At 51.5% G+C, this 22957-nt stretch carries 24 protein-coding genes; 5 read left to right on the top strand and 19 right to left on the bottom strand.

Translation table 11 applies throughout. From position 1 onward, the window contains the following. The first annotated feature begins 2 nt into the window (after positions 1-2). Positions 3-785: a CLCA_X family protein gene (locus MN202_RS08515; RefSeq protein WP_335735680.1), complete on the top strand. Its 783-nt coding sequence runs from the start codon at positions 3-5 to the stop codon at positions 783-785. 15 nt (positions 786-800) lie between these two features. On the opposite strand, the gene MN202_RS08520 is transcribed toward MN202_RS08515, so the two are convergent. From MN202_RS08520 to MN202_RS08530, 3 genes are all read right to left on the bottom strand, one after another. Next, on the bottom strand, positions 801-2192 hold the full coding sequence (locus MN202_RS08520; protein ID WP_335735681.1) for a diguanylate cyclase domain-containing protein: 1392 nt from the start codon (positions 2190-2192) through the stop codon (positions 801-803). Between the two features lie 88 nt (positions 2193-2280). Further along, the gene (locus MN202_RS08525) at positions 2281-3834 is read right to left on the bottom strand and encodes a GMC family oxidoreductase (RefSeq protein ID WP_335735682.1); all 1554 of its coding nucleotides are present in this window, start codon (positions 3832-3834) and stop codon (positions 2281-2283) included. 300 nt (positions 3835-4134) lie between these two features. Beyond that, positions 4135-4638 (bottom strand): hypothetical protein, encoded by a 504-nt coding sequence (locus MN202_RS08530; protein ID WP_335735683.1) that lies wholly within the window; start codon positions 4636-4638, stop codon positions 4135-4137. 52 nt (positions 4639-4690) lie between these two features. On the opposite strand from MN202_RS08530, the gene MN202_RS08535 reads away from it, so the two are divergent. The 3 genes from MN202_RS08535 (at position 4691) to MN202_RS08545 (ending at position 7872) form a co-directional block, all read left to right on the top strand. Next, the gene (locus tag MN202_RS08535; RefSeq protein ID WP_335735684.1) at positions 4691-5692 is read left to right on the top strand and encodes a hydrolase; all 1002 of its coding nucleotides are present in this window, start codon (positions 4691-4693) and stop codon (positions 5690-5692) included. Next, positions 5689-5934, top strand: coding sequence for a YheU family protein (locus MN202_RS08540; RefSeq protein WP_335735685.1), 246 nt, complete (start codon positions 5689-5691; stop codon positions 5932-5934). The genes MN202_RS08535 and MN202_RS08540 overlap by 4 nt, the downstream gene beginning before the upstream one ends. Positions 5935-6018: 84 nt before the next feature. Continuing rightward, complete coding sequence (locus MN202_RS08545; RefSeq protein WP_335735686.1) at positions 6019-7872, top strand: choice-of-anchor I family protein; 1854 nt, start codon at positions 6019-6021, stop codon at positions 7870-7872. Positions 7873-7928: 56 nt separating this feature from the next. Here MN202_RS08545 and MN202_RS08550 read toward each other — a convergent pair whose 3' ends face one another. From MN202_RS08550 to nudE, 8 genes are all read right to left on the bottom strand, one after another. After that, positions 7929-9671, bottom strand: a complete 1743-nt coding sequence (locus MN202_RS08550; protein ID WP_335735687.1) for a flotillin family protein — start codon at positions 9669-9671, stop codon at positions 7929-7931. 42 nt (positions 9672-9713) lie between these two features. Continuing rightward, positions 9714-10385: a YqiJ family protein gene (locus tag MN202_RS08555; protein WP_335735688.1), complete on the bottom strand. Its 672-nt coding sequence runs from the start codon at positions 10383-10385 to the stop codon at positions 9714-9716. Further along, positions 10385-11053: a PspA/IM30 family protein gene (locus tag MN202_RS08560; RefSeq protein WP_335735689.1), complete on the bottom strand. Its 669-nt coding sequence runs from the start codon at positions 11051-11053 to the stop codon at positions 10385-10387. The genes MN202_RS08555 and MN202_RS08560 overlap by 1 nt, the downstream gene beginning before the upstream one ends. After that, the gene (locus MN202_RS08565; protein WP_335735690.1) at positions 11050-11553 is read right to left on the bottom strand and encodes a hypothetical protein; all 504 of its coding nucleotides are present in this window, start codon (positions 11551-11553) and stop codon (positions 11050-11052) included. Before MN202_RS08565 ends, MN202_RS08560 begins: the two co-directional genes overlap by 4 nt. Positions 11554-11730: 177 nt before the next feature. Then, the gene (locus MN202_RS08570) at positions 11731-13350 is read right to left on the bottom strand and encodes a methyl-accepting chemotaxis protein (RefSeq protein WP_335735691.1); all 1620 of its coding nucleotides are present in this window, start codon (positions 13348-13350) and stop codon (positions 11731-11733) included. 202 nt (positions 13351-13552) lie between these two features. Next, complete coding sequence (pckA, locus tag MN202_RS08575) at positions 13553-15154, bottom strand: phosphoenolpyruvate carboxykinase (ATP) (protein ID WP_335735692.1); 1602 nt, start codon at positions 15152-15154, stop codon at positions 13553-13555. A gap of 231 nt (positions 15155-15385) precedes the next feature. Further along, the gene (gene cysQ / locus MN202_RS08580; RefSeq protein WP_335735693.1) at positions 15386-16216 is read right to left on the bottom strand and encodes a 3'(2'),5'-bisphosphate nucleotidase CysQ; all 831 of its coding nucleotides are present in this window, start codon (positions 16214-16216) and stop codon (positions 15386-15388) included. Continuing rightward, entirely contained in the window at positions 16194-16793 is a 600-nt protein-coding gene (nudE, locus tag MN202_RS08585) for an ADP compounds hydrolase NudE (protein ID WP_335735694.1), read from the bottom strand. The genes cysQ and nudE overlap by 23 nt, the downstream gene beginning before the upstream one ends. A gap of 58 nt (positions 16794-16851) precedes the next feature. On the opposite strand from nudE, the gene yrfG reads away from it, so the two are divergent. Next, positions 16852-17538, top strand: a complete 687-nt coding sequence (yrfG, locus tag MN202_RS08590) for a GMP/IMP nucleotidase (protein ID WP_335735695.1) — start codon at positions 16852-16854, stop codon at positions 17536-17538. Here yrfG and MN202_RS08595 read toward each other — a convergent pair. The 8 genes from MN202_RS08595 to gspG are packed head-to-tail and all read right to left on the bottom strand — an operon-like array spanning position 17525 to position 22956. After that, complete coding sequence (locus MN202_RS08595) at positions 17525-18268, bottom strand: type II secretion system protein N (RefSeq protein WP_335735696.1); 744 nt, start codon at positions 18266-18268, stop codon at positions 17525-17527. The two genes, yrfG and MN202_RS08595, sit on opposite strands and share 14 nt — an antisense overlap. A 9-nt stretch (positions 18269-18277) precedes the next feature. Continuing rightward, positions 18278-18754 carry a type II secretion system protein M gene (locus MN202_RS08600; protein ID WP_335735697.1) on the bottom strand — a complete coding sequence of 159 codons (477 nt, stop codon included), beginning with the start codon at positions 18752-18754 and terminating at the stop codon, positions 18278-18280. Next, positions 18751-19935, bottom strand: a complete 1185-nt coding sequence (gspL, locus tag MN202_RS08605; RefSeq protein WP_335735698.1) for a type II secretion system protein GspL — start codon at positions 19933-19935, stop codon at positions 18751-18753. The genes MN202_RS08600 and gspL overlap by 4 nt, the downstream gene beginning before the upstream one ends. Further along, entirely contained in the window at positions 19932-20921 is a 990-nt protein-coding gene (gene gspK / locus MN202_RS08610; protein WP_335735699.1) for a type II secretion system minor pseudopilin GspK, read from the bottom strand. The genes gspL and gspK overlap by 4 nt, the downstream gene beginning before the upstream one ends. Next, complete coding sequence (gene gspJ / locus MN202_RS08615) at positions 20921-21568, bottom strand: type II secretion system minor pseudopilin GspJ (protein ID WP_335735700.1); 648 nt, start codon at positions 21566-21568, stop codon at positions 20921-20923. Before gspJ ends, gspK begins: the two co-directional genes overlap by 1 nt. Next, the gene (gene gspI, locus MN202_RS08620) at positions 21561-21929 is read right to left on the bottom strand and encodes a type II secretion system minor pseudopilin GspI (protein ID WP_335735701.1); all 369 of its coding nucleotides are present in this window, start codon (positions 21927-21929) and stop codon (positions 21561-21563) included. Before gspI ends, gspJ begins: the two co-directional genes overlap by 8 nt. Next, positions 21926-22519 (bottom strand): type II secretion system minor pseudopilin GspH, encoded by a 594-nt coding sequence (gspH, locus tag MN202_RS08625; RefSeq protein ID WP_335735702.1) that lies wholly within the window; start codon positions 22517-22519, stop codon positions 21926-21928. Before gspH ends, gspI begins: the two co-directional genes overlap by 4 nt. Positions 22520-22524: 5 nt before the next feature. Beyond that, complete coding sequence (gene gspG, locus MN202_RS08630; RefSeq protein ID WP_335735703.1) at positions 22525-22956, bottom strand: type II secretion system major pseudopilin GspG; 432 nt, start codon at positions 22954-22956, stop codon at positions 22525-22527. Between the last annotated feature and the right edge of the window lies 1 nt (position 22957).

Consider the following 22957-nt stretch of genomic DNA (forward strand, 5'->3'; position numbering starts at 1 on the left):
GCATGAACAGCAAGGCGACACGGCAGTACTATCGCAATGGTCCGCCACACCGCGCCGGTGCCGATGTCAGCTTTGCCGATCTGGTAAAAATCTTCGGTTTTAACAGCATTCATATTGGCCGTTGGGTAACAGCGGACGAGCAACAACGGGCAGCTAATCTGTTTTTTGATGCGCTGTGTGATTTACAACAATTGCTGCAGGTGCCGGCACAGGTTATCTCGTTAAATGGCAGCCTGGCGCTCACCTACGGTATTGGCGGCCAGCCCGGCGCGTGCGCCCACTATCAGCCACAGGGACGTATTCTGGCACTGGCGAAAAATGCCGGTGGCGGCAGCCTGGCACATGAATGGTTTCATGCCTTTGATCACTATGTGGCAGCGAAAATGTTTCATTCGCCGCCAGCGCCAGGCGTATTTGCCTCGCGCTGCTGGCTGCAAAACCACAGTGTTAAACCCCATCCGCTAAACCTGCTGTTAGCGCAAGCTTTTCAAAGCCTGTTTGTCAGTGCTGATGGCCAAAGCGAGAGCGACTTTTTTCGCTGCTGTCGGGTACTGGATGCAGGTTTTGGCCAGCTTTATCTGGCCTTGCCGGAAGAAATGGCCGCCAGAGCTTTTGAGCATATGCTGCAGCGCCAGAGCCTGAAAAACAGCTTTCTGGTCGCTGGCACCTTGCAAAGTGAGCTGGCAAAACTAGGCGCCTACCCTAAGCCAGCGTTAAGCGACAAGCTAAGTGAGCTGTGGCTGGGTTATTTTAATCATCTGGGGCGGGCGTTACAGCGCAGCTAGCAGCTAAAACAGTAACTAACTAGCCTGGACATTGCCGCGCTTTGGCGCAACACGCTGGTTTAGCTGCACCCGGTTGCCACCGTTGCTTTTGGCCTGATACATGGCATTGTCGGCCAGTAATAGCAGCGCTTTAATATCCTGACTGTGGCCGGGGTATAGCGCCACACCTATGCTGGGTAGCACTTGCAACAAGTGGCCTGCCAGCGCAAACGGGGTTTCCAGTGCACTGCGTACCTTCTCAGCTAATGCCATAGCGCTATCGGCACTGTCTACCTGCTCCAGCAAGATGACAAATTCGTCGCCACCAAAACGCGCTACGGTATCGCTGTGGCGCAGGCCGCTTAAAATACGTTGTGCTGTATGTTGTAGCAGTTCATCGCCTACCTGATGGCCGTGCAGATCATTGACCTGCTTAAACTTATCTAAATCCAGATACAGCAGCGCAAACTGGCCCTGCTCGCGCTGCGCGCGGGCCATAGCAGAGCGCACTCTGTCGTCAAACAGCTCACGGTTAGGTAAGCCGGTTAACTGATCGTACAGCGCATTGCGCTGCAGGCGCTGCAACATTTGTTTGCGCTCTATGGCCACGGCCACCTGTACTGAGACAAACTCCAGCAGCTCAATTTCACTCTGGCTGTAAGGGGCGACCGTCGGCGTATTGTGTACCATCAGCACACCAATCACTGTCGTTTGCGATTTGAGCGGCAACCCCAGCCAGTTTACCGGCAACGTTGATATTTGCTGGCGCAGCGCAGCGGGTAAGTCCTGTGGCTCTTGTTGCTGCAGGTTTATAGTTTCACAGCGCTGCATCACCTGGTGACACAGTAGCATCAGGTTATCGCTGTTATCTGCTTCTGGCATAGCACTCAGGCGGGCGTCATGCACAAACTCAAGCTGGGCGCTGTCTTTCGCCGCCAGCAAAATGGCAAAGCGCTGCATCGGCACCAGCCCGGCGATAATTTGCTGAATACTGTGGTACAAAGCGGCTAAATCATCACAGGCAAAGGCCGCTTCAGAAATGGCATAGACCGCCCTCTGACGTGCTTCAATAATTTTACTGCGGCTGATATCACGCGCCACCGCCACCCGGCGCTTGTCTGTTTCCGACCAGCGCGCTGACCACAACAGATGCACCACCTCGCCATCTTTGCGGATATAACGGTTTTCAAAATCTATCTTTACTACACCGGCATTAATCTCGTCAGCAGCCTTTAAGGTGCGCTGGCGGTCATCCGGGTGCACCAGCTCTATCATTGGCCGGCCCAGCATTTCCTCGGGCGTATAACCAAAAATACGTTCAGCACCGGCGCTGACAAATTCAAAGCGGCCGAATTTATCCACCACACAAATGGCGTCCAGTAGCAGGTCAATGTAATTGCTCAGCGCTTTATAACTTTCTGTATTCATTAAACCGACTGACACAGACATAAATTTGTTAAAACATTAGCACGGCTAACGTTGGATAGCAGGCACATTCTGCCAATTTTAACCAATATCAGAGGCGTAAGTGGCTTATCAGTTGCTGGCAATTGCGCCATATCAGCGCGTAAATCGTCAGTTGCGGGTTGGCGCCTAAGCTGGTAGGTAAAATTGAGCCGTCAAATACCGACAGGTTTTGCAGTTGATGGTGGCGGCCATTTTGATCAACCACGCCCTGAGTGGCATCTGTACTCATATTACAACCGCCCATTACATGCGCCGATACAATGGTTTGCCGCAATTTCTGCATCGGTAACTGCTGTATTGCCGCTTTAGCCTCAGCCCAGCTGCTATAGAGCGTGGCATCGTGATGAATGGGTAGTACCTGCTTAGCGCCGGCGGCAAACTGTAGCTGCGCCATCGCCAGTAGCGCCTGTCGCATACCTTGCCACAAGTAATCGCTAATCGGGTAATCCAGCACTGGTTGGCCGGCATCATCCAGCTGCACTGTGCCGCCCTGGCTGTGCGGGTGAAAGCCATCACGTAACAGCGCTATAGTGACCTGCAACTGGTTAAACTGTTGCATAAGTGCGGCATGCGCCTCGCCAGTGCCAATTAACTTAGTGGCCATTAGCACCGGATGCAACGGCGGTACTTCTAATTTAAAACCGGCCGTATCGCGTTGTGCTGGCCAGACAAACTGGTCGGAATAAATCGACTGCGGCGCGCCGCTATGGCCATTAATATTTTCATTAAACAAGGCGCCGGAAATCACTGTCGGGTGTAAATAGGTATGTTTACCCAAGCGGCCCGACGGATTGGGCAGCTTTGAGCGCAGCAGCAAAGCCGGTGAGCCGATAGCGCCGGCAGCCACAATATAGTGCTTTGCCTTAATACGGATACTGATATCGCTACGCGGCTGAAAGTACTGGTCTACCGGTACCGCTTCCAGAGCGGTGATGCTGTCGCCCTGCCAGTGCAGCTGACGCACCGAGATGCGCGATATCAACCTGGCGCCAAGCGCCATGGCCGCCGGAATAGTGCTTACCAGCATCGACTGCTTGGCATTTATCGGACAGCCCATACCGCAGTAGCCTAAATTGGCGCAGCCGTTAACGTTACGACTAATGACCGTGTGCTGCCAGCCTAACGCTTCGCAGCCTTGTTGCAATTTGGCATTGTTGGCGTTGGGCGGCACTGGCCACTGATGGATGTTCAGCCGCTGCTCGGCGTGGTTAAAATAAGGCGTTAAATCATTGTCGCCACTAAAATTCAGGCCGAGCTCGCTATGCCAATAATCCAGTGTTGGTTGCAGTGTACGGATAGAGGTGGTCCAGTTTACCGTGGTCGAGCCTCCGACTGTGCGGCCCTGCAAAATGCCAATGGCCTGATCACGGGTTTTACGCGCCGCACCTTCCTGATACAAATTTGGGTAGGCCCAGCGCTCCTGCATGACAAAATCATCCCGGGTATAGTAAGCGCCCTCTTCCAGCAACAAGACGTTAAAGCCAGCCCGTGCCAATTGCTCGGCAGCGATGCCGCCACCGGCACCGGAACCGATAATAACGATATCGGTATCAAACTGCTGATCCTGCGTAAACTGGCCGGCATCTAAATGTGTATTGTTCATTACTGCATCCTACCTACTGATAAATCAAGCTCGGAAGCGACGGTACAAGGTGTCCGCACGCAGCAGCGGCAGGGATGCCGCGCAGGCTGAGACAGCACAGGGATGTGCTGTTGAAGGCGGCGAAGTGTGGATTTCCTTGTACCAGAGCCGTTCACAGTGATCGCGGGCCCTCCAAAGCTCACAGGCTGCAACACCCGCTGTGCTCGCCACAGCAACTCGCGGCCGCTTTCGCAGCCACTCAGACACTCTGTGGCTGCGCATCGGGGTTCCAACCTGTTGCTGTCCGCACTTATTATCATTCTACCTAAACCGCGGCGCAGTGTAGGCCAGCGCTTGCCAGTGCTCGCTTTGGCCATAATAAGCGCCATATAGCAGCTCGCGCAGGCCATGATAGGCCTGCTGCAATAGTGCTAAGTAACTGTCGCGCCATTGATTTAACAGCTGCAGCCGTTGGCTCAGGCTTAGCCCGGTAAGTGAAATAACATGGCCGGTTAAGCCCAACTGACCAAGCCGGTTAGCCAGCAGGTTAAACAGCTGGTTTAACTCCTGCTGTTGGCGCAGCGGTAGATACGGCAGAAATTCGCTGATCGCGGTTTGAGTGCGTGCAAGCTCAGTAGCGGCTAAGGTCGCATCTTGCGGTAAAGCGCCGTACAATAGCGCCGGTAACAACGCCAATAACACCAGATCGCGGTTATTACTATCCGGCGCAACGCTGTGCTGCCAGCCCCAGATAGCTAAACCGCTTCCCAGGCTTGCTACTGCGCCTAAGGCTATGCCGGTTAAGATAAAATTACGCCGATCCATAGTGCTTTACCTGGTGTAAAAGTAAATCCATTCTTTATCAGGACAGGTTAATTTGCAAGCTCAGATCAGACCAGTAAAACACACGCCGTTCCAGCCGGCCTGGTGGCTTAAGCATGCGCATTTGCAAACCATTTTTGCCAAATATTTAAGCCCGAAACAGCGGGTCAGCACCGGGATGGAAATGTTTAGCCTGCCCGATGGCGATGAAATTCAGCTTAATTGGTTACACCAGGCAGTAAATGACGATAGCGCGCCTTTGCTGATTTTGCTGCACGGTTTAGCCGGTGATATTAACAGTCACTATATTCAGGCCATGCTGGCCCAGTGCCAGCAACTTAACTGGCCAGCGCTGCTGATGCATTTTCGTGGTTGCAACGGTAAGCCCAACAAACTGCCGCGCGCCTACCATAGCGGCGACACCGCTGATGCGGCGCTGGTGATCAGCGAAGTGCAACGGCGTTACCCAAACCGGCCTTTAGTCGCGGTGGGTTATTCGCTCGGCGGCAATGTACTGCTGAAGTATTGCGGTGAACAGGCTGAGCAGAATCCGTTAGCGGCGGCGGTAGCCGTATGCCCGCCATTATCCCTGGCAGCGTGTGCCAAACGCATTAACAGTGGCGCCAGTAAACTGTATCAGCGCTATTTACTCGGCCGGCTAAAACGCAGCACCCTGACTAAACTGCGACAATTTACTGATTTTCCATTGCCGCTTACGCCACAGCAGGTGCAGGGTTTTAGCAGCATAGAACAATTCGACGAGCATTACACCGCGCCTATTCACGGCTTTTTAAATGCACAGGATTACTACCAAAAAGCCAGTGGCAAGGCATTTTTGCGCCAAATCCGCATACCGACGCTGGTTATCCATGCCAAAGACGATCCGTTTTTATCCGATGCGGTTATTCCGACAGCAGATGAGCTTAATCAGCATATTCATTACGAACTGACCAACGGCGGCGGCCATGTCGGCTTTGTCTACGGCAGTGTGCTAAAACCCCAATTTTGGCTAAACCAGCGGATCCCGCAATTTATTACAGAGCAGTTAGTTAAATGATTATTCCCTATACCGACATTGCTGAAGACACACTAAACAACCTGATTGAATACTATGTGCTGCGTGAAGGCACCGACTATGGCGAGCAGGAAGTGGCCCTGGCAGAAAAAGTGGCCGCGGTTAAGCGCCAGCTACAATGCGGCGAAGTGGTAATAGTGTATTCCGAGTTACACGAAACGGTAAACCTGATGCCAAAACAACTGTTTTTGCAGCAACAGGCAGAGCAAGACAGTACGTCATAAAAACATCATCCGTGCTACATTAAATTGTCATAACAACAGCTGACACTGGTTTATTAATTTCATAATAAACTCAGGAACTTCAGCATGTTAAAACGCTCACTGCTTGCATTAAGTATCATGACTATTTTGTCCGGTTGCAGCCTGGACGGTGACGATGGCGCGACGGGCCCTGCAGGCCCTGCGGGACCAACCGGCGGTAGTGGCCAGACCGGTCAGCCGGGTAAGAACTTACCGCGTGATCTTAGTATCGAAGTCGTGGGCCGCTTCAATACCGGTATTTATGGCAAAGCAGCGGCTGAAATTGTGCAGTTTCATAAAGCCTCAAACTCTGCTTTTGCTATTAATGCAGCAGAAAATCGTATTGAAGTGATCTCGCTGGCCAACCTGCCGGTTGCCGCAGTGGGTAATGGCATTACTGACGATAGCCTAAGCTCAGTGCCCTTTACTTTTCCGGGCAGTGTTAATGTAAAAGATAGCAATGGTAATGACGTTAGCATGGCGCTGGGTGAAGCAACTTCAATCGCCATATACGGTGATATGCTGGCGATAGCCGTAGCCGCACCGCAAAAAACCGATATTGGCGCTGTGTTGTTTTATAGCCTGACTGCTACCGGCAGTGGCACCTTTGTCAAAGCGGTTGCCGCCGGTGCCTTACCTGACATGGTGACATTTACGCCAGATGGCACAAAAGTACTGGTTGCCAATGAAGGCGAGCCCGATACCGATTACAACGCCGACCCGGAAGGCAGCATTTCTGTAATCAACATAACAGCTGGAGCGCCGGCAGACCTGGCGCAAAGCATTAATCTGACTACAGATATGCATTTCAGCTCTGATCTGCTCTCTGCCAGTGATTACGATACCGACGCCAAACGCCGCAACTTGCTGCAAACTGCCGGCGTTAAATTTGCCGGCCCGGCCGGTACTACAGTGGCACAGGATTTAGAGCCAGAGTACATCACCGTAGCGGCCGATAGCAAAACAGCCTGGGTGTCACTGCAGGAAGCCAATGCCATTGGCATTATTGACTTAACAGCTATGACCATTGAAGTGAAAGCACTGGGCATGAAAGACTGGGGCCAGTATCTGATGGACTACAGCAACGAAGATGAGGTGGCGTCGTTTCGCAAGCTACCTAATGTTTATGGCCTGTATCAGCCCGATTCGATTGCCTCTTATCAATGGAATGGCGCCACCTTTATTGTCTCGGCTAATGAGGGAGACTCACGCGATTGGGATGCGTATTCAGAAGATATCCGCGCCGCCGATATTATCGACCCGGATGAGCTGAATAAAACCTTTAGCACAGAACTGCAGGCGCTGTATGACGCTACCGGCGCTGAGGATGGTTTAGGCCGGCTGAAAGTCACCGCAGCGCTGGTTGATCCGGATAACGATGGCGTAGTAGAAAAGCTCTATGCTTACGGCGCCCGTTCATTCTCAATCTGGGATCAAAACATCAACATGGTTTATGACTCTGGTGATGACTTTGGCCGCATCTCTGCTGCCATTTTGGGCAATAACTTTAACAGTGCCCATACCGAAAACAAGGGCGATAACCGCTCAGACGATAAAGGCGGCGAGCCGGAAGCGATAGACGTCGGCACTATCGAAGGCCGTACCTATGCCTTTATTGCACAAGAGCGCAGCGGCGATTTGTTTGTCTATGATGTAACTAACCCGTTCCAGACCAGCTTTGTCAGCCACTACATCAACCGCGATTTTGATGCCGAATTTGAGCTCGATGACGAACTGGCCGATCCATGCGACAGCAGTGAAGGTATGGACTGCACTGAAGTGCCACTGGCCGGAGATTTAGGCCCGGAAAGCATAAAGTTTGTGCCAGCCAGCGACAGCCCGAATGGCAACCCGCTGTTGATTATCGGTAACGAAGTAAGTGGTAGTGTCACCGTATATCAGGTGACTGAACTGCAATAACAGCAGTAGACACGAAACAGGCCGCAATAGCGGCCTGTTTTTTCACTTAGCTAAAATTACTGCTTTAACGGTGCCTTTAACGCTTCGGTCATACCGTTGATATCACCGGCTTTTAAACCGATTTCCGACAGCAGGGAGTCCAGTATCGGGGCTTGAGCACGGTAACGCAATGCGCTGTTAACTACCTGATCAGCTAAAGAGCCGTTGCCTGCATCAGCGGCCGCACCATCGCCATTGCCGCCGCCTTGGGCACCCATGCCATTAACTTGCAGAATTTTAATGTCGCTGATTTGCTCCATTGGTTTCACACTCTGGGCAATAATATTCGGCAGATGCTCAATCAGTGCCAGCCGCACCTGCATAGCAATTTGCTCTGCCGACAGCGTATTAGCCGCGGTGTTGATAGCTTGTTTACCTTCTGCTTCTACCGCGTAGCTGCGGGCTTTAGCGTCTGCCAGCAACAGCTCGGCGTCTGCCTGACCTTTCGCCGTTAAGCGTTCTTTATCCGCCTGACCCTGTGCCGCCAAACGCAGTGCTTCAGCCTGATCTTCAGCCGCCTTTTTCTCCGCTTCTGCCGTTACCATCAACTGAATAGCTTCACGCTCTGCTTGCTGGCGCGCCATAATCAGTTCTACTTGTTTAGTCCGTTCCGCTTGCTCGGTCTGGCGCACGGTAATAACGCCTTCTTCCTGCTTCACTGCTAAAGCACGGGCTTTATCTGCATCGGCTTTGGCTTCAGACTCGGCACGGGATTTCTCTGCCACCGCAATGGATTTTTCCTGTGATGCCAGCTCAACCGCTTTTTGCCGTTCAATTTCGGCCTGCTCTACCGCACGCTGTTTGGCAATTTCCATTTCGCGTACAGCGCGGTCTTTTTGAATCGTCTCATTGTCGATATCGCGCTCAGACATAATGCGTTTTAAGTCGATTTCACGCTGTGAGGCTATTTGCGCTTCTTCAGCTTCACGCTTTTTCTCTGCTTGTTCGCGGGCAATTTCTGCCATTTGTGATGCGCGGCGAATAGATACTTCACGCTCCTGCTCTAAGCGGGCATATTCTTCTTCACGCGAGATTTGCAGCTTGGCGCGCTCGGCTTCAAGGTTTTTTGTCTTAATCGCTAAGTCAGTTTCCTGCTCAATGTCGTTGCGAATTTTGCGGCGTGATTCAATCGCCTGCGTCAGCTTGGTCAAACCTTCAGCATCAAAGGCATTTTGCGGGTTAAAGTGTTCAAACGCCGTTTGATCCAGGCCGGTTAACGACACCGACTCCAGTTCCAGACCGTTTTTCAGCAAGTCTTCTGATACTACATGCTGTACTTTTTGTACAAAATCTACCCGCTTTTCGTGCAGCTCTTCCATTGCCATTTCAGCAGCAACAGAGCGCAGTGCATCAACAAACTTACCTTCTACCAGCTCTTTCAGCTCATGCGGGTTCATGGTTTTTAAACCCAGCGTTTGCGCCGCGTTGGCAATGGCATCAGCGGTCGGTTTTACCCGCACATAAAATTCAGCGGTGACATCAGCACGCATACGATCACGGGTGATCAAAGCCTGCTCGTTGGCGCGGCGTACTTCCAGCCGCAGCGTATTCATGTTTACCGGGATAATTTCATGCAATACCGGCAGCACCAAAGCGCCGCCATTCATAATGACTTTTTCGCCACGAAAACCGGTACGAACAAAGGACACTTCTTTGGTGGCTCTTTTATACAGCCTTGCCAGGATCATGCCCAGCACCAGTAAGCCAACCAGCACCGCACCGGCGATGATCAGAATATCAATTAAATTTAATGCCAACATTTACTGCTCCTTATTTAAAAAACTTTCCGTTGTGGCAGACGCTTAACGCTGCTCTGACAAATGCGGGTTGGGGTTTAATATCGCTTTGTATACCGCGCCCTGGCGCGATAACAATAACACTTCATTGCCCTGGTTAAACTCGTCAGCGGCATTGTCCGGCTCCAGCTGCACGTAGTGGCTGTAGCCATGTTGGTCGCGCACTTTTGCCTCAGCCGGATAACCTACCCGGGCGGTACCCAGCGTGATTACCGCAATACGGCCTATCAGGCTGTCTTCACTCACTGCGCTGGTTTCGTCACGCGGCATAATGGCTTGCAGCACCCCGCCACCCAGCCTGACCAACGGCAAGCTAAGCGCCAATACCACAGGCACGGCCAGCCAGCCGGGCGCTAACACACCCAGCATACTGTGCAGCATGCCTTGTAATAACAACCCCAGCAGGCCAAAGCTGAGTAAAAATACCACCAGCAGCATCAACAGCGGCACTTCACCTATGCGCAGCCAACCGAGAAAACGGCTAAGTGCGGTATCTGTGTCAATCTGGCCGACTTCTGCATGCGGGCTGATATCCGACTCGGGTAATAAGCTATCCAGTGCCGACGATACGCCGGCACCAAATAAGGCGGCGATGCCTTCAAGCAGCGCTATCATCAGCATTAACACCAGCGCTATACTAAAGGCCATATTTTCACTGGCCAACATCAGGCTTAGCATCAGGCTTTACCGGCTTTTAGTGCCGCCAAACGCTCTGCAACGCGATTTTTCCGGGCGAGATCTTCCAGTTCAGCCAGTTTGCCGGCATTACCCAGATTGGTATCCCGCGCGGCCATACCCGAGGCTTTTTCCAGCACCCGGCCAAAAGCATCTGTGGCGCGTCCGGCTTTGTCTGCTGCCGTGTCACCGCGCTGCGTCACCGCTTCTGCCGCCTGAGACCTTGCCTGTTGTGCCTGCACAAAGGCGCGTAGTTCCGCCTGCATTTCGCGTTTTTTCGCCTGTAGTGCCTGCACAAAGCCTTCCAGTTCTTTTTCGCGCGCGGCACCATCCGTTATCGCTGCTTCCAATACTGGTATGCGTGCTTCAATGTCCATTTGTTCGGCAATACCCGCTTCGGCTAAATCATCACGGCCATTGGCAACCGCCACCTCTAACTGGCTGGCCAGTGCTTCGTAGCGGCTGTTTTCTTCCATCAGCTTCTTGCTGGCTAAATGCTTTTGCGCCACTTGCTGGCCAAGCTCAGTACGGGTGTCAGCAATAGCGCTATCCAGTTCCCGAATAGCTTGTTCCATTACCGTTTCCGGTGCGCTGTTTTCGACGGCATCCACCAGTGCATTGACGCTGCCACTGACCAGACGCGCGACGCGGCGGGTTATACTTTCACTCATTGCGGTTCTCCTTGTATTGCCAATTTGTGTTGGTGGATCAGTTTGGCCAGGCCAAACACGCCTTGCTGCAGCACGCTGTCAGCGTCGGCAGTTAGTGCAAGTGGCAGCAGCAGCTCGTTTAAGCGGCATAACTTTAACAGCACCTGCTGTTCAGTATGTTGCAGTTCACGGCTATTTAAGCTGCTGCAACTGGCCGCGAGTGTTTGCAAGGTGGCCAGCAGATCCGGCAGTGCATCCAGCAACCGGATCATCAGCTCACTGTGTTGGTTTAACTGCTGCTGCCGCACCAGTAACTGTCGTTTTATTTGCCCCAGCCACTCCTGCATCTGTGCCAGGTTCTGGCCATAATCAGTAAAGCCCTGGTGCCGGCGCCGGGTTTCTGCCAGTAATGCCCTTAACTTATCAGACGGCGTATGAGCGCCATCGTATTCCAGGCTACTGATAAACTCAGCATCTTCAACACTGATCCTGGCACTGAAGGGCACTGTTTTCGTGCTCATATCGCGCTCCTTGCCACTGTGCGTGTTCATTTACCAACCAGTGTATTCAAATGAATTCAAAAGTAAACATATAAAACCATTATTTTGATAACTTTGTTACCTGTGTTGTTAAGTCATAAAAAAACCAGAACTAAAGTTCTGGCTTTTTTATGACAGTTTGTGCTGGATAGTGACAAACTACACCTTAAATTTACTCACCAGTGCGTTCAGCTCTATGGCCAGCCGTGACAGCTCACCGGCACTGGCAGTAGTCTGGCTGGAGCCATCTGCTGTCTGAGATGCCAAGTCACTAATGGTCACTATGTTGCGATCAATTTCGCGGGCAACTTTAGACTGCTCTTCAGCGGCGCCGGCAATAACATGGTTTTGGTCGCTAATTTCCATAATGTTTTTATCAATCAGGGTTAAGGCTTCGGCCGCAGCAGTAGCAACCTGCTTGGCATTGTCAGCATTGCCACTGATCAGGTTCATGGCATTTACCGCCTCTTTTGCCGAGGTTTGCACCTGCTGGATCATCTGCTCAATTTCGCCGGTAGAGGTTTGCGTACGGTGCGCCAGGCTGCGTACTTCGTCCGCTACCACGGCAAAACCACGGCCGGCTTCACCTGCTCGGGCGGCTTCGATGGCGGCATTTAATGCCAGCAGGTTGGTTTGATCAGCCACGCTGCGGATCACTTCCAATACCTGGTTAATCGATGACACCTTGTCAGCCAGAGTACTGATTACTTTAGTACTGTGCTGCACGTCGCCGTTCATTTTTTCAATGACATTACTGGTTTGCAGCACTTTTTTCGCACCATCTTTGGCTAGCTCAGCCGATTGCGATGACGCTTCAGAAGTTTTAAGTGCGGTGTCTGCCACTTCATCTACCGCTGAGCTCATTTCGGTAATGGCAGTTGCCGCCTGTTGTACTTCATCATTTTGCAACTGCAGCGCTTTGGCAGATTCATCTGTTATCACATTCAACTGCTCTGCCGCCGACGCCAGCTGACTGCTGGAGCTGGCGATATGTCCAATGGCATCACGCAGCTTTTGCTGCATTTGTTTTAATGCCTGCGCCAGCTCAGTTAATTCATCATTGCCATCAACAGTTAAAGATTGCGTTAAATCTCCATCGGCGATATAGCGGGCTGACAATACCGCCTGTGCCAGCGGGGCATTTACGCTGCGCGAAATCAATATGGCTATGCCCATTGCTATGGCAATAGCAATGATAATCAGCGAGATAACGGTGAATTTAGCCGTGTCATAAGTAGCTATCGACGCCTTACGTGCATCTGCGGCAGCTTGCTGATTAACTGCTGATAATTGCTTTAACTGCTCTACCATTTTATCTGCCAGCGGGTTCATTCTGTCCAGCAGGTCCTGGGCTGCACCTAACTCCTCTTGTTTTAACAATGCCAGTGCCCGGCCCTGCAATTCAGTATACTCTGCATCAACATCAGCAAATGTTTTATACAAAGTGCGCTCTTCAGCCAAAACAATAGTAGCTTCGTATTGTTTGCTTACTGCAGTTTTCTCTTTGTTTAGCGTATCGATACGCTCAAAGGTTTTACCCTCTTGTGTAATATCGATCGCTAAAAGTAGCCGTAGCGTCATGGCCCGGGTCTCGGCAGTTAATGATTCAACCTGACCTAAATAACTGATAGCAGGCAACAGGTTTGTCTCAACCATGTCAGCCTGTGCTCGCACTTTAGAGATGCTCTGCAGGCTAAAAATACCGGTTATCGCCAGCAATAAAGCCAAAACACCAAAAGCGGCCAGCAAACGTTTTTGTATGGTTATAGTTCTTAGCATTAGTTTCCTCTGTTGCTCGTTAGGGCTCTGAAGCAGCTGAAGTACCTGCCAGTGCCGATAGATCCTGACAAAACTTGTTTAACTTTAGCCTGTTGCAGTCTAGGCTGCCAGCACTGATTGTTTTTTTTCGCCCTGCGCAGCTGAAATTGTTGCCGCCATTAAAAAAGGCCGCCTAAGCGACCTTTTTTGCTAAAAAAACATTTTATAACTGTGGGCCAGCTGCCACTAACGCCTTACCTTCGTCGTTGTCGGTAAACTTAACAAAGTTATCGACAAAGCGTTGCGCCAAATCTTTAGCTTTAAGCTCCCAGTCGCCTGCGTTAGCATAAGTATTGCGTGGGTCCAGCATTGACACATCGTCAACGCCTTGCAATGCAGATGGCATAGCCAGATTAAAGTACGGCAGCTGCACAAACTCAGCGTTTTCAATACTGCCATCTAAAATGGCATCAATAATAGCGCGGGTGGCTTTAATTGAAATACGCTTGCCGGTGCCATTCCAGCCGGTGTTAACCAGGTAAGCTTCTGCGCCAGATGCAGCCATGCGTTTGCCTAAAACTTCGGCATACTTAGTTGGATGCAAGCTTAAAAACGCTGCGCCAAAACAGCTGGAGAAGGTCGGTGTCGGCTCGGTAATACCGCGCTCTGTACCTGCCAGTTTAGCGGTAAAGCCAGATAAAAAGTGATACTTCGCCTGATCTTTGGTCAGTTTAGACACCGGCGGCAATACACCAAAAGCATCAGCCGTTAAGAAAATCACTTTTTTCGCATGGCCGGCTTTAGAGATTGGCGTAACGATATTGTCGATATGATAAATCGGGTAAGACACCCGGGTGTTTTCAGTTCTGGAACCATCGTTAAAATCGATTTCGCCATCTGCCAGCACGGTAACGTTTTCCAGCAGCGCATCGCGGCGAATAGCGTTGTAAATATCCGGCTCGTTATCTTTAGACAGGTTGATGGTTTTGGCGTAGCAGCCGCCTTCGAAGTTAAACACGCCATCATCATCCCAGCCGTGTTCATCATCACCAATCAACTGACGTTTAGGATCGGTAGACAAGGTGGTTTTACCGGTGCCTGACAGACCAAAGAATACCGCTACATCGCCGTCTTTGCCGACGTTGGCAGAGCAGTGCATAGAGGCGATGCCCTGTAAGGGTAAAAAGTAGTTCATCATAGAGAACATACCTTTTTTCATCTCGCCACCGTACCAGGTACCGCCAATCAGCTGAATACGCTCGGTCAGGTTAAAGGCGACGAAGTTTTCCGAATTTAAGCCGTGTTGCTGCCAGTTCGGGTTAGTGCATTTAGCGCCATTCATCACGATAAAGTCAGGCTTGTAGCTTTTCAGCTCTTCATCCGTCGGGCGGATAAACATGTTTTTCACAAAGTGAGCCTGCCAGGCCACTTCAGTGATAAAGCGCACCGCCAATCGGGTATCGGCGTTGGCGCCACAATAAGTGTCGACAACAAATAAGCGTTTGCCAGATAACTGTGTGGTTACCAATGCTTTTAAATCAGCCCAGACAGCTGGCGTAATGGCTTTATTGTCATTTTTACCCTGATCTGACCACCAAACGGTGTCACGGGTGCTGTCATCACGAACAATGTATTTATCTTTTGGTGAGCGGCCAGTAAAGATACCGGTATCGACTGAAACCGCGCCCAGTTTGGTCAGTTTGCCTTGTTCATAACCGTGTAAATCTGCGCGGGTTTCTTCCGCAAACAACAGATCATACGAAGGGTTATAAACGATTTCCGTGACATCTGTGATGCCGTATTGGCCCAGATCCAGTTCGGACATGATGTAACTCCTAAGGGTACTGTAGGTAAGGGTGCAGTCTCTGGCGGACTTAAATTTATTGGTGTTTTTGTCACAGTTTCATGTTTTTCGTGCAAAAACCCGGCGCCATAATAGCGTTTTTTCCGGCTAAAAGATAGTTAGCAGACAGTTAGATTTGGCTTAAAACCGCGCCAGCACTGGCATCTGGCAAAGCTATGCAGTTTTTGTAGTTAGTTATGAAAGTTTTCAGGCTTAAGTTGTTAGTTGCCGCTCGGTACGGCGGGCCTTTATCAGCTCAGGCCAGGCCAGGCTGGTTTGGCCTATAACAATAAAATCAGGATTCGCCAGCGTATCGCGCTGATTATAGCTAAGCGGCATAAATTCGCTGTCGAGAATTTTACCACCGGCTTCTTCGACAATAACATGCACGGCACCGGTATCCCACTCGCCGGTTGGCCCCAGCCGTAAATAACAATCGGCCTTGCCTTCGGCGACTAAACAGCTTTTCAGTGAACAACTACCCAGTGCTATGTAGTCTGCCGCTTGTTCTGTTTGCAGCAAATCAATAATGGGTTGCAGCGGCTGGCGGCGGCTGATAGCAATTTTTAAGCGGGTACCGGCCTGATGCTGATTGACTTTAATACGGTTAATCAGGTTACGCTGTTGCTTAAAAGCACCATGGCCGCGGGTGGCATAATACAACACATCTTCTTTTGGCCAGTAAATAACGCCCAGAGCCGGCCAGCCGCGCTCTACCAGCGCAATGCTGACGGCAAAGTCGCCACTGCGGGCAACAAATTCCTGAGTGCCGTCCATAGGATCTATTAGCCAGTAACGCGGCCAGTCCTGGCGCTGCGCCAGCGGCACCAGATAAGACTCTTCTGATATAACCGGGATGTCCGGTGTCAGTTCTGATAAGCAGTTAAGAATAATACGGTTGGCGGCCAGATCGGCTGTGGTTACCGGGCTTTGGTCCGCTTTTTGCTGCTGTTGAAAGTCACCGCTTTGATACATTTGCCATAGGGTTGCTCCGGCCTCACGGGCTGCAGCTTTGACAGGCTCAAGCAGTTTGCTCAAAAACATCCGGGTTCGCTTCCAAATATTGCTGTGCCAGTAATAATGCCGCCACACTACGCGCTTCGGTAAAATCAGCTTGTTGCAGTAAGGCTGCGCTGTGTTGCCGTGACCAGCGCACCAGCTCCAGTGGTTCCGGCTCGTCACCCTCAAGCCTTTGTTGATATAAATCAAAGGCCAACACTATATGCATTGTAGCATTAAAATAGCCGGGAGCTAATGCCAGTGACTTCAGCTGCACGAAGCGGGCGGCACCAAAACCTATCTCTTCTTTTAGCTCGCGATTGGCGGCTGTAACAATATCTTCGCCCGGATCAATCAAACCTTTAGGAAAACCGAGCTGATAATCGTGCGTGCCTGCGCAATATTCACGGATCAGATAAAAATGTTCAGCATCCGGACAGGCAATAATCATCACTGCGCCACGGCCACTGCCGCGCATCCGCTCATAGGTACGCTGTTCGCCATTACTAAACTGCAATTGCAGCTGTTCTATTTTAAACAGACGGCTTTTAGCAACAACTTCACTACTGAGGATTTGTGGCTTTTGTTTGCCGGGCTGTTGATCATCATGCCGCTGCGTCATGCTGCTACCTCTGGTACAATCCAAGGCCTTACTATAAAACGATTAGCGGGAAAAACCTATGCTGAACTGGGCACAAATTGATACCGTGTTACTGGACATGGATGGCACCCTGCTGGACCTGCATTTTGATAATTATTTCTGGTTGCAGCATTTACCTTTGCGCTGGGCGCAAATCAGCGGCATCAGCGTCGCAGACGCCGAAGCGCAACTTAAAGCTGAATATGCTGAACTTACCGGCAAGCTGGAATGGTATTGTCTGGATTACTGGGGCAAACGCCTGCAGCTTCCCATCACCGAGTTAAAACGTGAAGTGATGCATAAAATTGCCATGCGCGCCGATGTACCGGATTTTCTGCGGGCGTTAAAACACAGCGGTCGCGATATCGTACTGGTAACCAATGCTCATCCGGACAGCCTGTCACTGAAAATCGAACGTACCGAACTGGCCAGTTATATTGATACGCTGATCTCGACCCACGAATTTGGTGTCACTAAAGAAAACTGGGCACTGTGGCAAAAGTTGCAGCAGCGGCTCGGTTTTGATCCCGAGCGCACTTTGTTTGTCGATGACAGCCTGCCAATTTTAAAAGCAGCGCAGGACTTTGGTATAAAACACCTGCTGGCAGTTGCCAATCCGGACAGCCAGCAATTAAGCCGGCAGATCACTGAGTATCCGGCGATTACTGATTACAGCGTATTGCTGGATGATATCCGCAATTATGCTTGTCAGTTTAAAACCGAATAGGATAACGGCCTTGCGCATCGGGCTTGCCAAGAAATTGCATGGCCTGATGTACTTCCTGCGGCATATTGGCCGATGGCTTTAACGTACCATTTACCAGTAATTGCTCCGCATTGGCTACCGCTTTAATCTCCAGCCCCAGCACGTTTTCACCATCGGTACTGAGCACTGCAGTGCCATTATCGCAACTCAAAGTACCAAACAGGTTTTGCAGATCAAGCCAATTACCGGTTGGCGTTTGCAACCGTGCTTCCTGCCAGCTGGCGCTGCCATTTAGCGCACGGCATCGTGGCTGTCCCTGCTGATAAGCACTGACATCCAGTACCAGGGTACCGCTGGCGTCTACCGGCATTGGCAAGGATAACATCGGCAGCAGTTGGCTCACCGGCAGGGTTAGCATGGTATCGTTCAGCGCTGCGCCGGTAAAACCATAGCTGACATCGCCTTTAATATAGGGTAACGCCGGGTTTTGCAGGCTGCCACTGTACAACGCCAATTGCACCTTGCCGCTAAACAGTGCCCAGCCGTTCAGCGACCAGCTCAGGCGGTCAAACGCTAAGCTATCATAGTGCACCGCACTTACCTCACCCTGCCACACTGTGCCGGATACCCGGCCCAATTTCAGCTCTGCCGGCATTGGCAACATCTTGATCAGCCAGCTGGCTGGCATCAGTATTAAGCTGAACAGCACATAACCGGTAACGCCAATAAAAATAAGTTTAGCTTTTGTCATACTGCCTGCTTACTCCACGACCATGCGGCGCACCCGCACCAGACCAGGGGCGTCGGCAGTGGCCAGATCTAAATTAACCAACTTAACACCGTGCTGGTATTGCAACGCATGCAACCAGGTTAGCAAGGCATCAAAACTGACATCTTCCAGTACCAGGGTTAACTGATTGTTCTGCGGTTGCATCCGGCTTACCTTGATAGCGTTGCTGCGGGCACTGTTACTGATAATTTGTGCCACACTGCCTTCGCTGCGGCTAACCTTAGCCGATGCGCTTAGCTGTGGTGCCAGACGCTGCAATTGCTGTAGCTGACGCTCAGCTGCTACCAGTCGTTGCTGTTGTTGCTCCCGGCTCTGATGTAGCGGTTGCCATAACAACCAGTAAAACGCCCCTATCAGCAACACCAGCGCAGCCGCACCGACCAGCCGCTGTTCGCGCTGTTGTAAACCCAACCACCAGGTGACTATTTGTTGTTGCAGTTGCTTCATGCCCGACCCCGCATCGCTACGCTACCCTGTACTTTGCCGCCGTCATTACTCAGCGCTCCCAGCTCAACGCTAAAGCCAGCTTGTTCCAGTGCGGCTTTAAGTTTTTCAAAGCTCTGAAACCCCTCTCCACTCGCCTGAAAGCGTAGCTCGTTGCGTTTACCATCGAAGCGTAAATTTTCCAGCTTAATATCGCTTACCAATGCCAGTTGCTGCTGCAAACTATGCAGTAAAACTAAAAAGCTCTGCTCGGCAGAGCCAGAAGTTGCCGTCAGCTTTTGTTGCAACTGCAGATTAAGATTTACTATCCGTTCGCCAGGAAACATCTGTTGGTACAAGGCTTGTGTTTGCTGCTGTATGGCCTGGGCGTCACGTTGCAGCTGCCAGTTGTGCAGGCTCAGCGACACTAAATACACCAGCAGAGTGGCGGATAACAGCAGCGCGCTACTGCGCCATTTATCAAACTTGCCTGTGCGTTGCCGTTTTGGTTTGTATTCAGCCTGTAACAGGTTAAAGCTGCTGCTATGCAACTGACTGGCCAGCAATGCCAGAGGCAACTCCGGCTCTGCTAACTGATGAGGTTGGCTGACTTCCGCCGGCCAGGGGCTGTAACTGTGCAGAACCGGCAAAGCCGCCAGTTGCAAATAGTCGGCCCACCAGCTTAAATCTACTGCAGCAACCTGCCAGCGGCTTTGTTTTAGTAACCATTGTTCATGTAACTGAATACAGGCCGGCAGCTGTTGCTCGGGCAGCAGCAGTGCATCGGGTACCATGCGGCTGACACTGAAACCGGCTTGCTGTAACCAGCGAAGCCATTGCTCCAGTTTATCGCGCCGGCAAATAGCCACCTGTTGGCTATACTGGCCGTCATGTTGCTCGGTGGCACCGCTGGCTAAAAACAACTGCTCAATATCTTCTGCCTGCTCTTCTTCCAGCATGTAGGGCAATGCCTGCATTAACTGCCGGCTTGGCTTGGCTGGCAAAGCCACCAGCTTTAACTGCACGTCTGACGCCGGCACCAGGGCAATAACCGGGCGCTGGCCTAGCCGCTGCGCCAGCTGCGGTAACTCATCAGCGCTGGCTAATTCACCGCTGGCGATAACTTCTTGCTGCGCCGACCACACCAGCCAGCTAATACTTTGCTGCGGCACACTGCCTAAGCGGATAACTAACTGTTCACTCACCCCTGGCCTCCAAATCGCCGGGCCAATACCCTGACTTGATTATTCTCATTTATTTTCAGTACTGAGGTTAATATAAAACCGCTGTCCAGATAGCCTGCCGTGGCAACCAGCTGGAAACTGTCTGATTTCACCGTAAGCATCGTTTTTGCTTCATCCGGTACTGTTATTGCGCTTAACTGGGCGCTGGCCAATACCTCGTCTAAGCTGGCAAAGCCCTGCTCCGGCCGATCGGCAATTATCTCGCCTGCTGCTTGTTCGGTGAGCTCCGGGATCAATGCTGCCAGTAATACTGCATTATCAGCAGTCAGCGTATTCACGTTTAACAGCAAGCGGTTGTCTTCCGGTACTACGCAAACATAAGGCAGCAAGGCCTGATAATCTGCCGGTGTCACATCCAATATCACCCTGAGCTCAGACACGCTGGCCATTTGCGTATTGGCACTGTAATACGGAAATCGCAGCGCTGCATAATCATCATCCTCGGCACTCCCGGCTGTACTGAGCAAACTGTCTTCGTCCAGCCAGTCGGCTAACCGGGCGCTTAGATACTCGGCCGGCAAGGATAGCTCAATCCCGGTTAACTCTAACAGACGGGTAAAGGCTTTTTGCGCGGCGGTTTGTTCAATTCTGCCGCCGCTTTGCGGTACCACATTCTGTAACGCGTTTAAGTTAAAACAACTGCGTAAATCGGTAATTTCGCCGGCAATGTCACCGTTATCCACCGGGAAGCTGGCCCCTTGTTGCGCCCAGTCCTGTGACAGGTTAACGGTGTCTTCACCGGCCAGGGTGCGTGCCAGCAACACCCGGCTAAACTGCTCACCCGCCATGGCATACCAAAATGCCTGTTGCTGCTGTTGCAGGTTTTGCTGGCGCTGTAACTGCAGCTGTAAACGGCCTGTCATATCGACGGCTATCACAACAACTATGGCGATAATCATCAATACTGCTACCAGCGCCACTCCGCGCTGCGCGCCTGGGTTAGTCATTAGTTACGCCCCCCGATTGCTGCCGCCGCAACATTAGCGTCGGGTAACATCAAGATGCGTTCCATCTTACCTAAATGTTCGTCAGTCAGGGTTATCCGCACTGCGGCAGGAAAATTGGCATCCTGCCAACGTTCCAGCCATTCTTCGCCCTGCAGGTAATGCAGCTCAAATCCGCTCAGGCCACTGAGTAACAGTTGTACTTTCGGCTCAGTGCCGGTAACCGCGTCCGGATACAGCGTAAACAAGCGCTGTAAAGTGCCATCCTGCAAGCGGTAGGCCACGGTTTGAATTTCGCTGCGTGGCAATATCATGCCCGGGTTGCGCCAGCCTTGCCGGGTAAAGCTGACACCATGGTCTTCGCTATCAAGCAAAAACTTCTCACCAAACAGCCGATTCTTTTGTGCCGCTTCACCATCAAGCCGGACATGGCGCACACTTATTTGCATAAAGTCGCGCTCCAGCATCAGCATACTATGCTGCAACTGGGTTAACCGTTCACTGCTGTCACGTGATAACTCATCGGTGCGGCTTACCGTTTGCAGCACCGCTACTGACGCCAGGCCCACCAGCGCAAAAATAGCCGCGGCCAGCAACATTTCAATAAAGGTAAAACCGCGACAGTTGCGCGCAGTAGCGATATTAAGCACCGGGTTTCCCCTTGTAGCTGCTTAATTCAAATATCACCTGCTGCGGTGCATCGGCCAGGCTTATGCTAATTTGTACCAGCCTTAAGTCTTCATCAGGCACCTTAGTTCGCAGCTGCTGCCACAACCATTTACGGTTAGCCATCTCCACTTCACCCTGCTGTTTGTCTTTGCCGGGCCACTCTTTATCCAGCATAGCCAATTGCATCTGATTGTCGGCAATGTAACGTGCCATCATCAGCTCGTCGATTTGTGTCAGGTTACGCACATGCGCCGAGCTGACCTGCATAATAGCGACACCGGCAGTAGCGAAAATCGCCATCGCCACCAACAATTCCAGCAAGGTAAAACCGCGGCTTTTCATGGTTGTTCTGCCGACACATCACTGCGCTTCAGCGGTATGCTAAAGTCGGTACTGACCGCACTGTACAGAGGCTGCAGCTCAGATTGTTCAGCAAACAGTAGTTTAAACGGACTAATTTCCCCTGATGATAAGATAAACACCTGCGGCAATACCGGTATATCCTGCTGCTCCTCAGCGTCTTGCTGCTCTTCATCCAACTGCCAGTCAAGTTGTGATAGCAGGTTATCTTCAGCAGCTTCCAGGCCATCCAATTCCAGAGTCATACTGATATCCTGCGGCAGCTTGTGTTCACGCAATCCGTCAGGTTCTTCAGCGGCCAGCCATTTCGCGCTGTCGTAGTCGTAATACAGAAAGCCGTAACGATCAGTTAGCACGTATAAACCCCACTCCTGCTGTTTTAACAGCGCTGTTTCAGCAACATACTGGGTAATTTGCTGAAACCGCTCGGCTTCTTTGCTGAGTTTTTCATGGCGCGACTCACCACTGAAATTCAGCGTAACCATAGTTGCCAGCAAGCCGACAAGCAGGATCACCAGCATTAACTCCAGCAGGGTAAAACCAGCGATGGCAGCAGGGCGGAGGCGCATCATCAGCCTTAACGGTTGCTCTCGTCATTCTCGGCCCAGTTGCCAATATCGTCTTCGGTACCGGCTGTGCGGTCTGGCCCCTTGGTGTACAAGTCTATCTTGCCCAGTTGCCCCGGGCTTACCAGAATATAATCTTCGCCCCAGGGATCTTTCGGCAAACGTTTAATAAAACCGCCGTCCGGAAACACCCGCGGCGTGGGCTGTGACGTCGGCGCTACCACCAGGGCTTGCAAACCCTGCTCGGTAACCGGATAAAAGCCGTTACGCAGCTTATACATATCCAGCGCGGCTTCCAGCTGCTGTATATCCACCATGGCTTTTTGCTGATCGGCAGCTTCTTTATTTTCCAGCAAATTTGGCACTACCATACTGGCAATAATGCCCAGGATCACTATCACCACCATCACTTCTAACAGGGTAAAACCGGCACTTTTTTTCATC

It is taken from the genome of Rheinheimera muenzenbergensis, assembly GCF_036984005.1.
Taxonomy (GTDB): domain Bacteria; phylum Pseudomonadota; class Gammaproteobacteria; order Enterobacterales; family Alteromonadaceae; genus Alishewanella; species Alishewanella muenzenbergensis.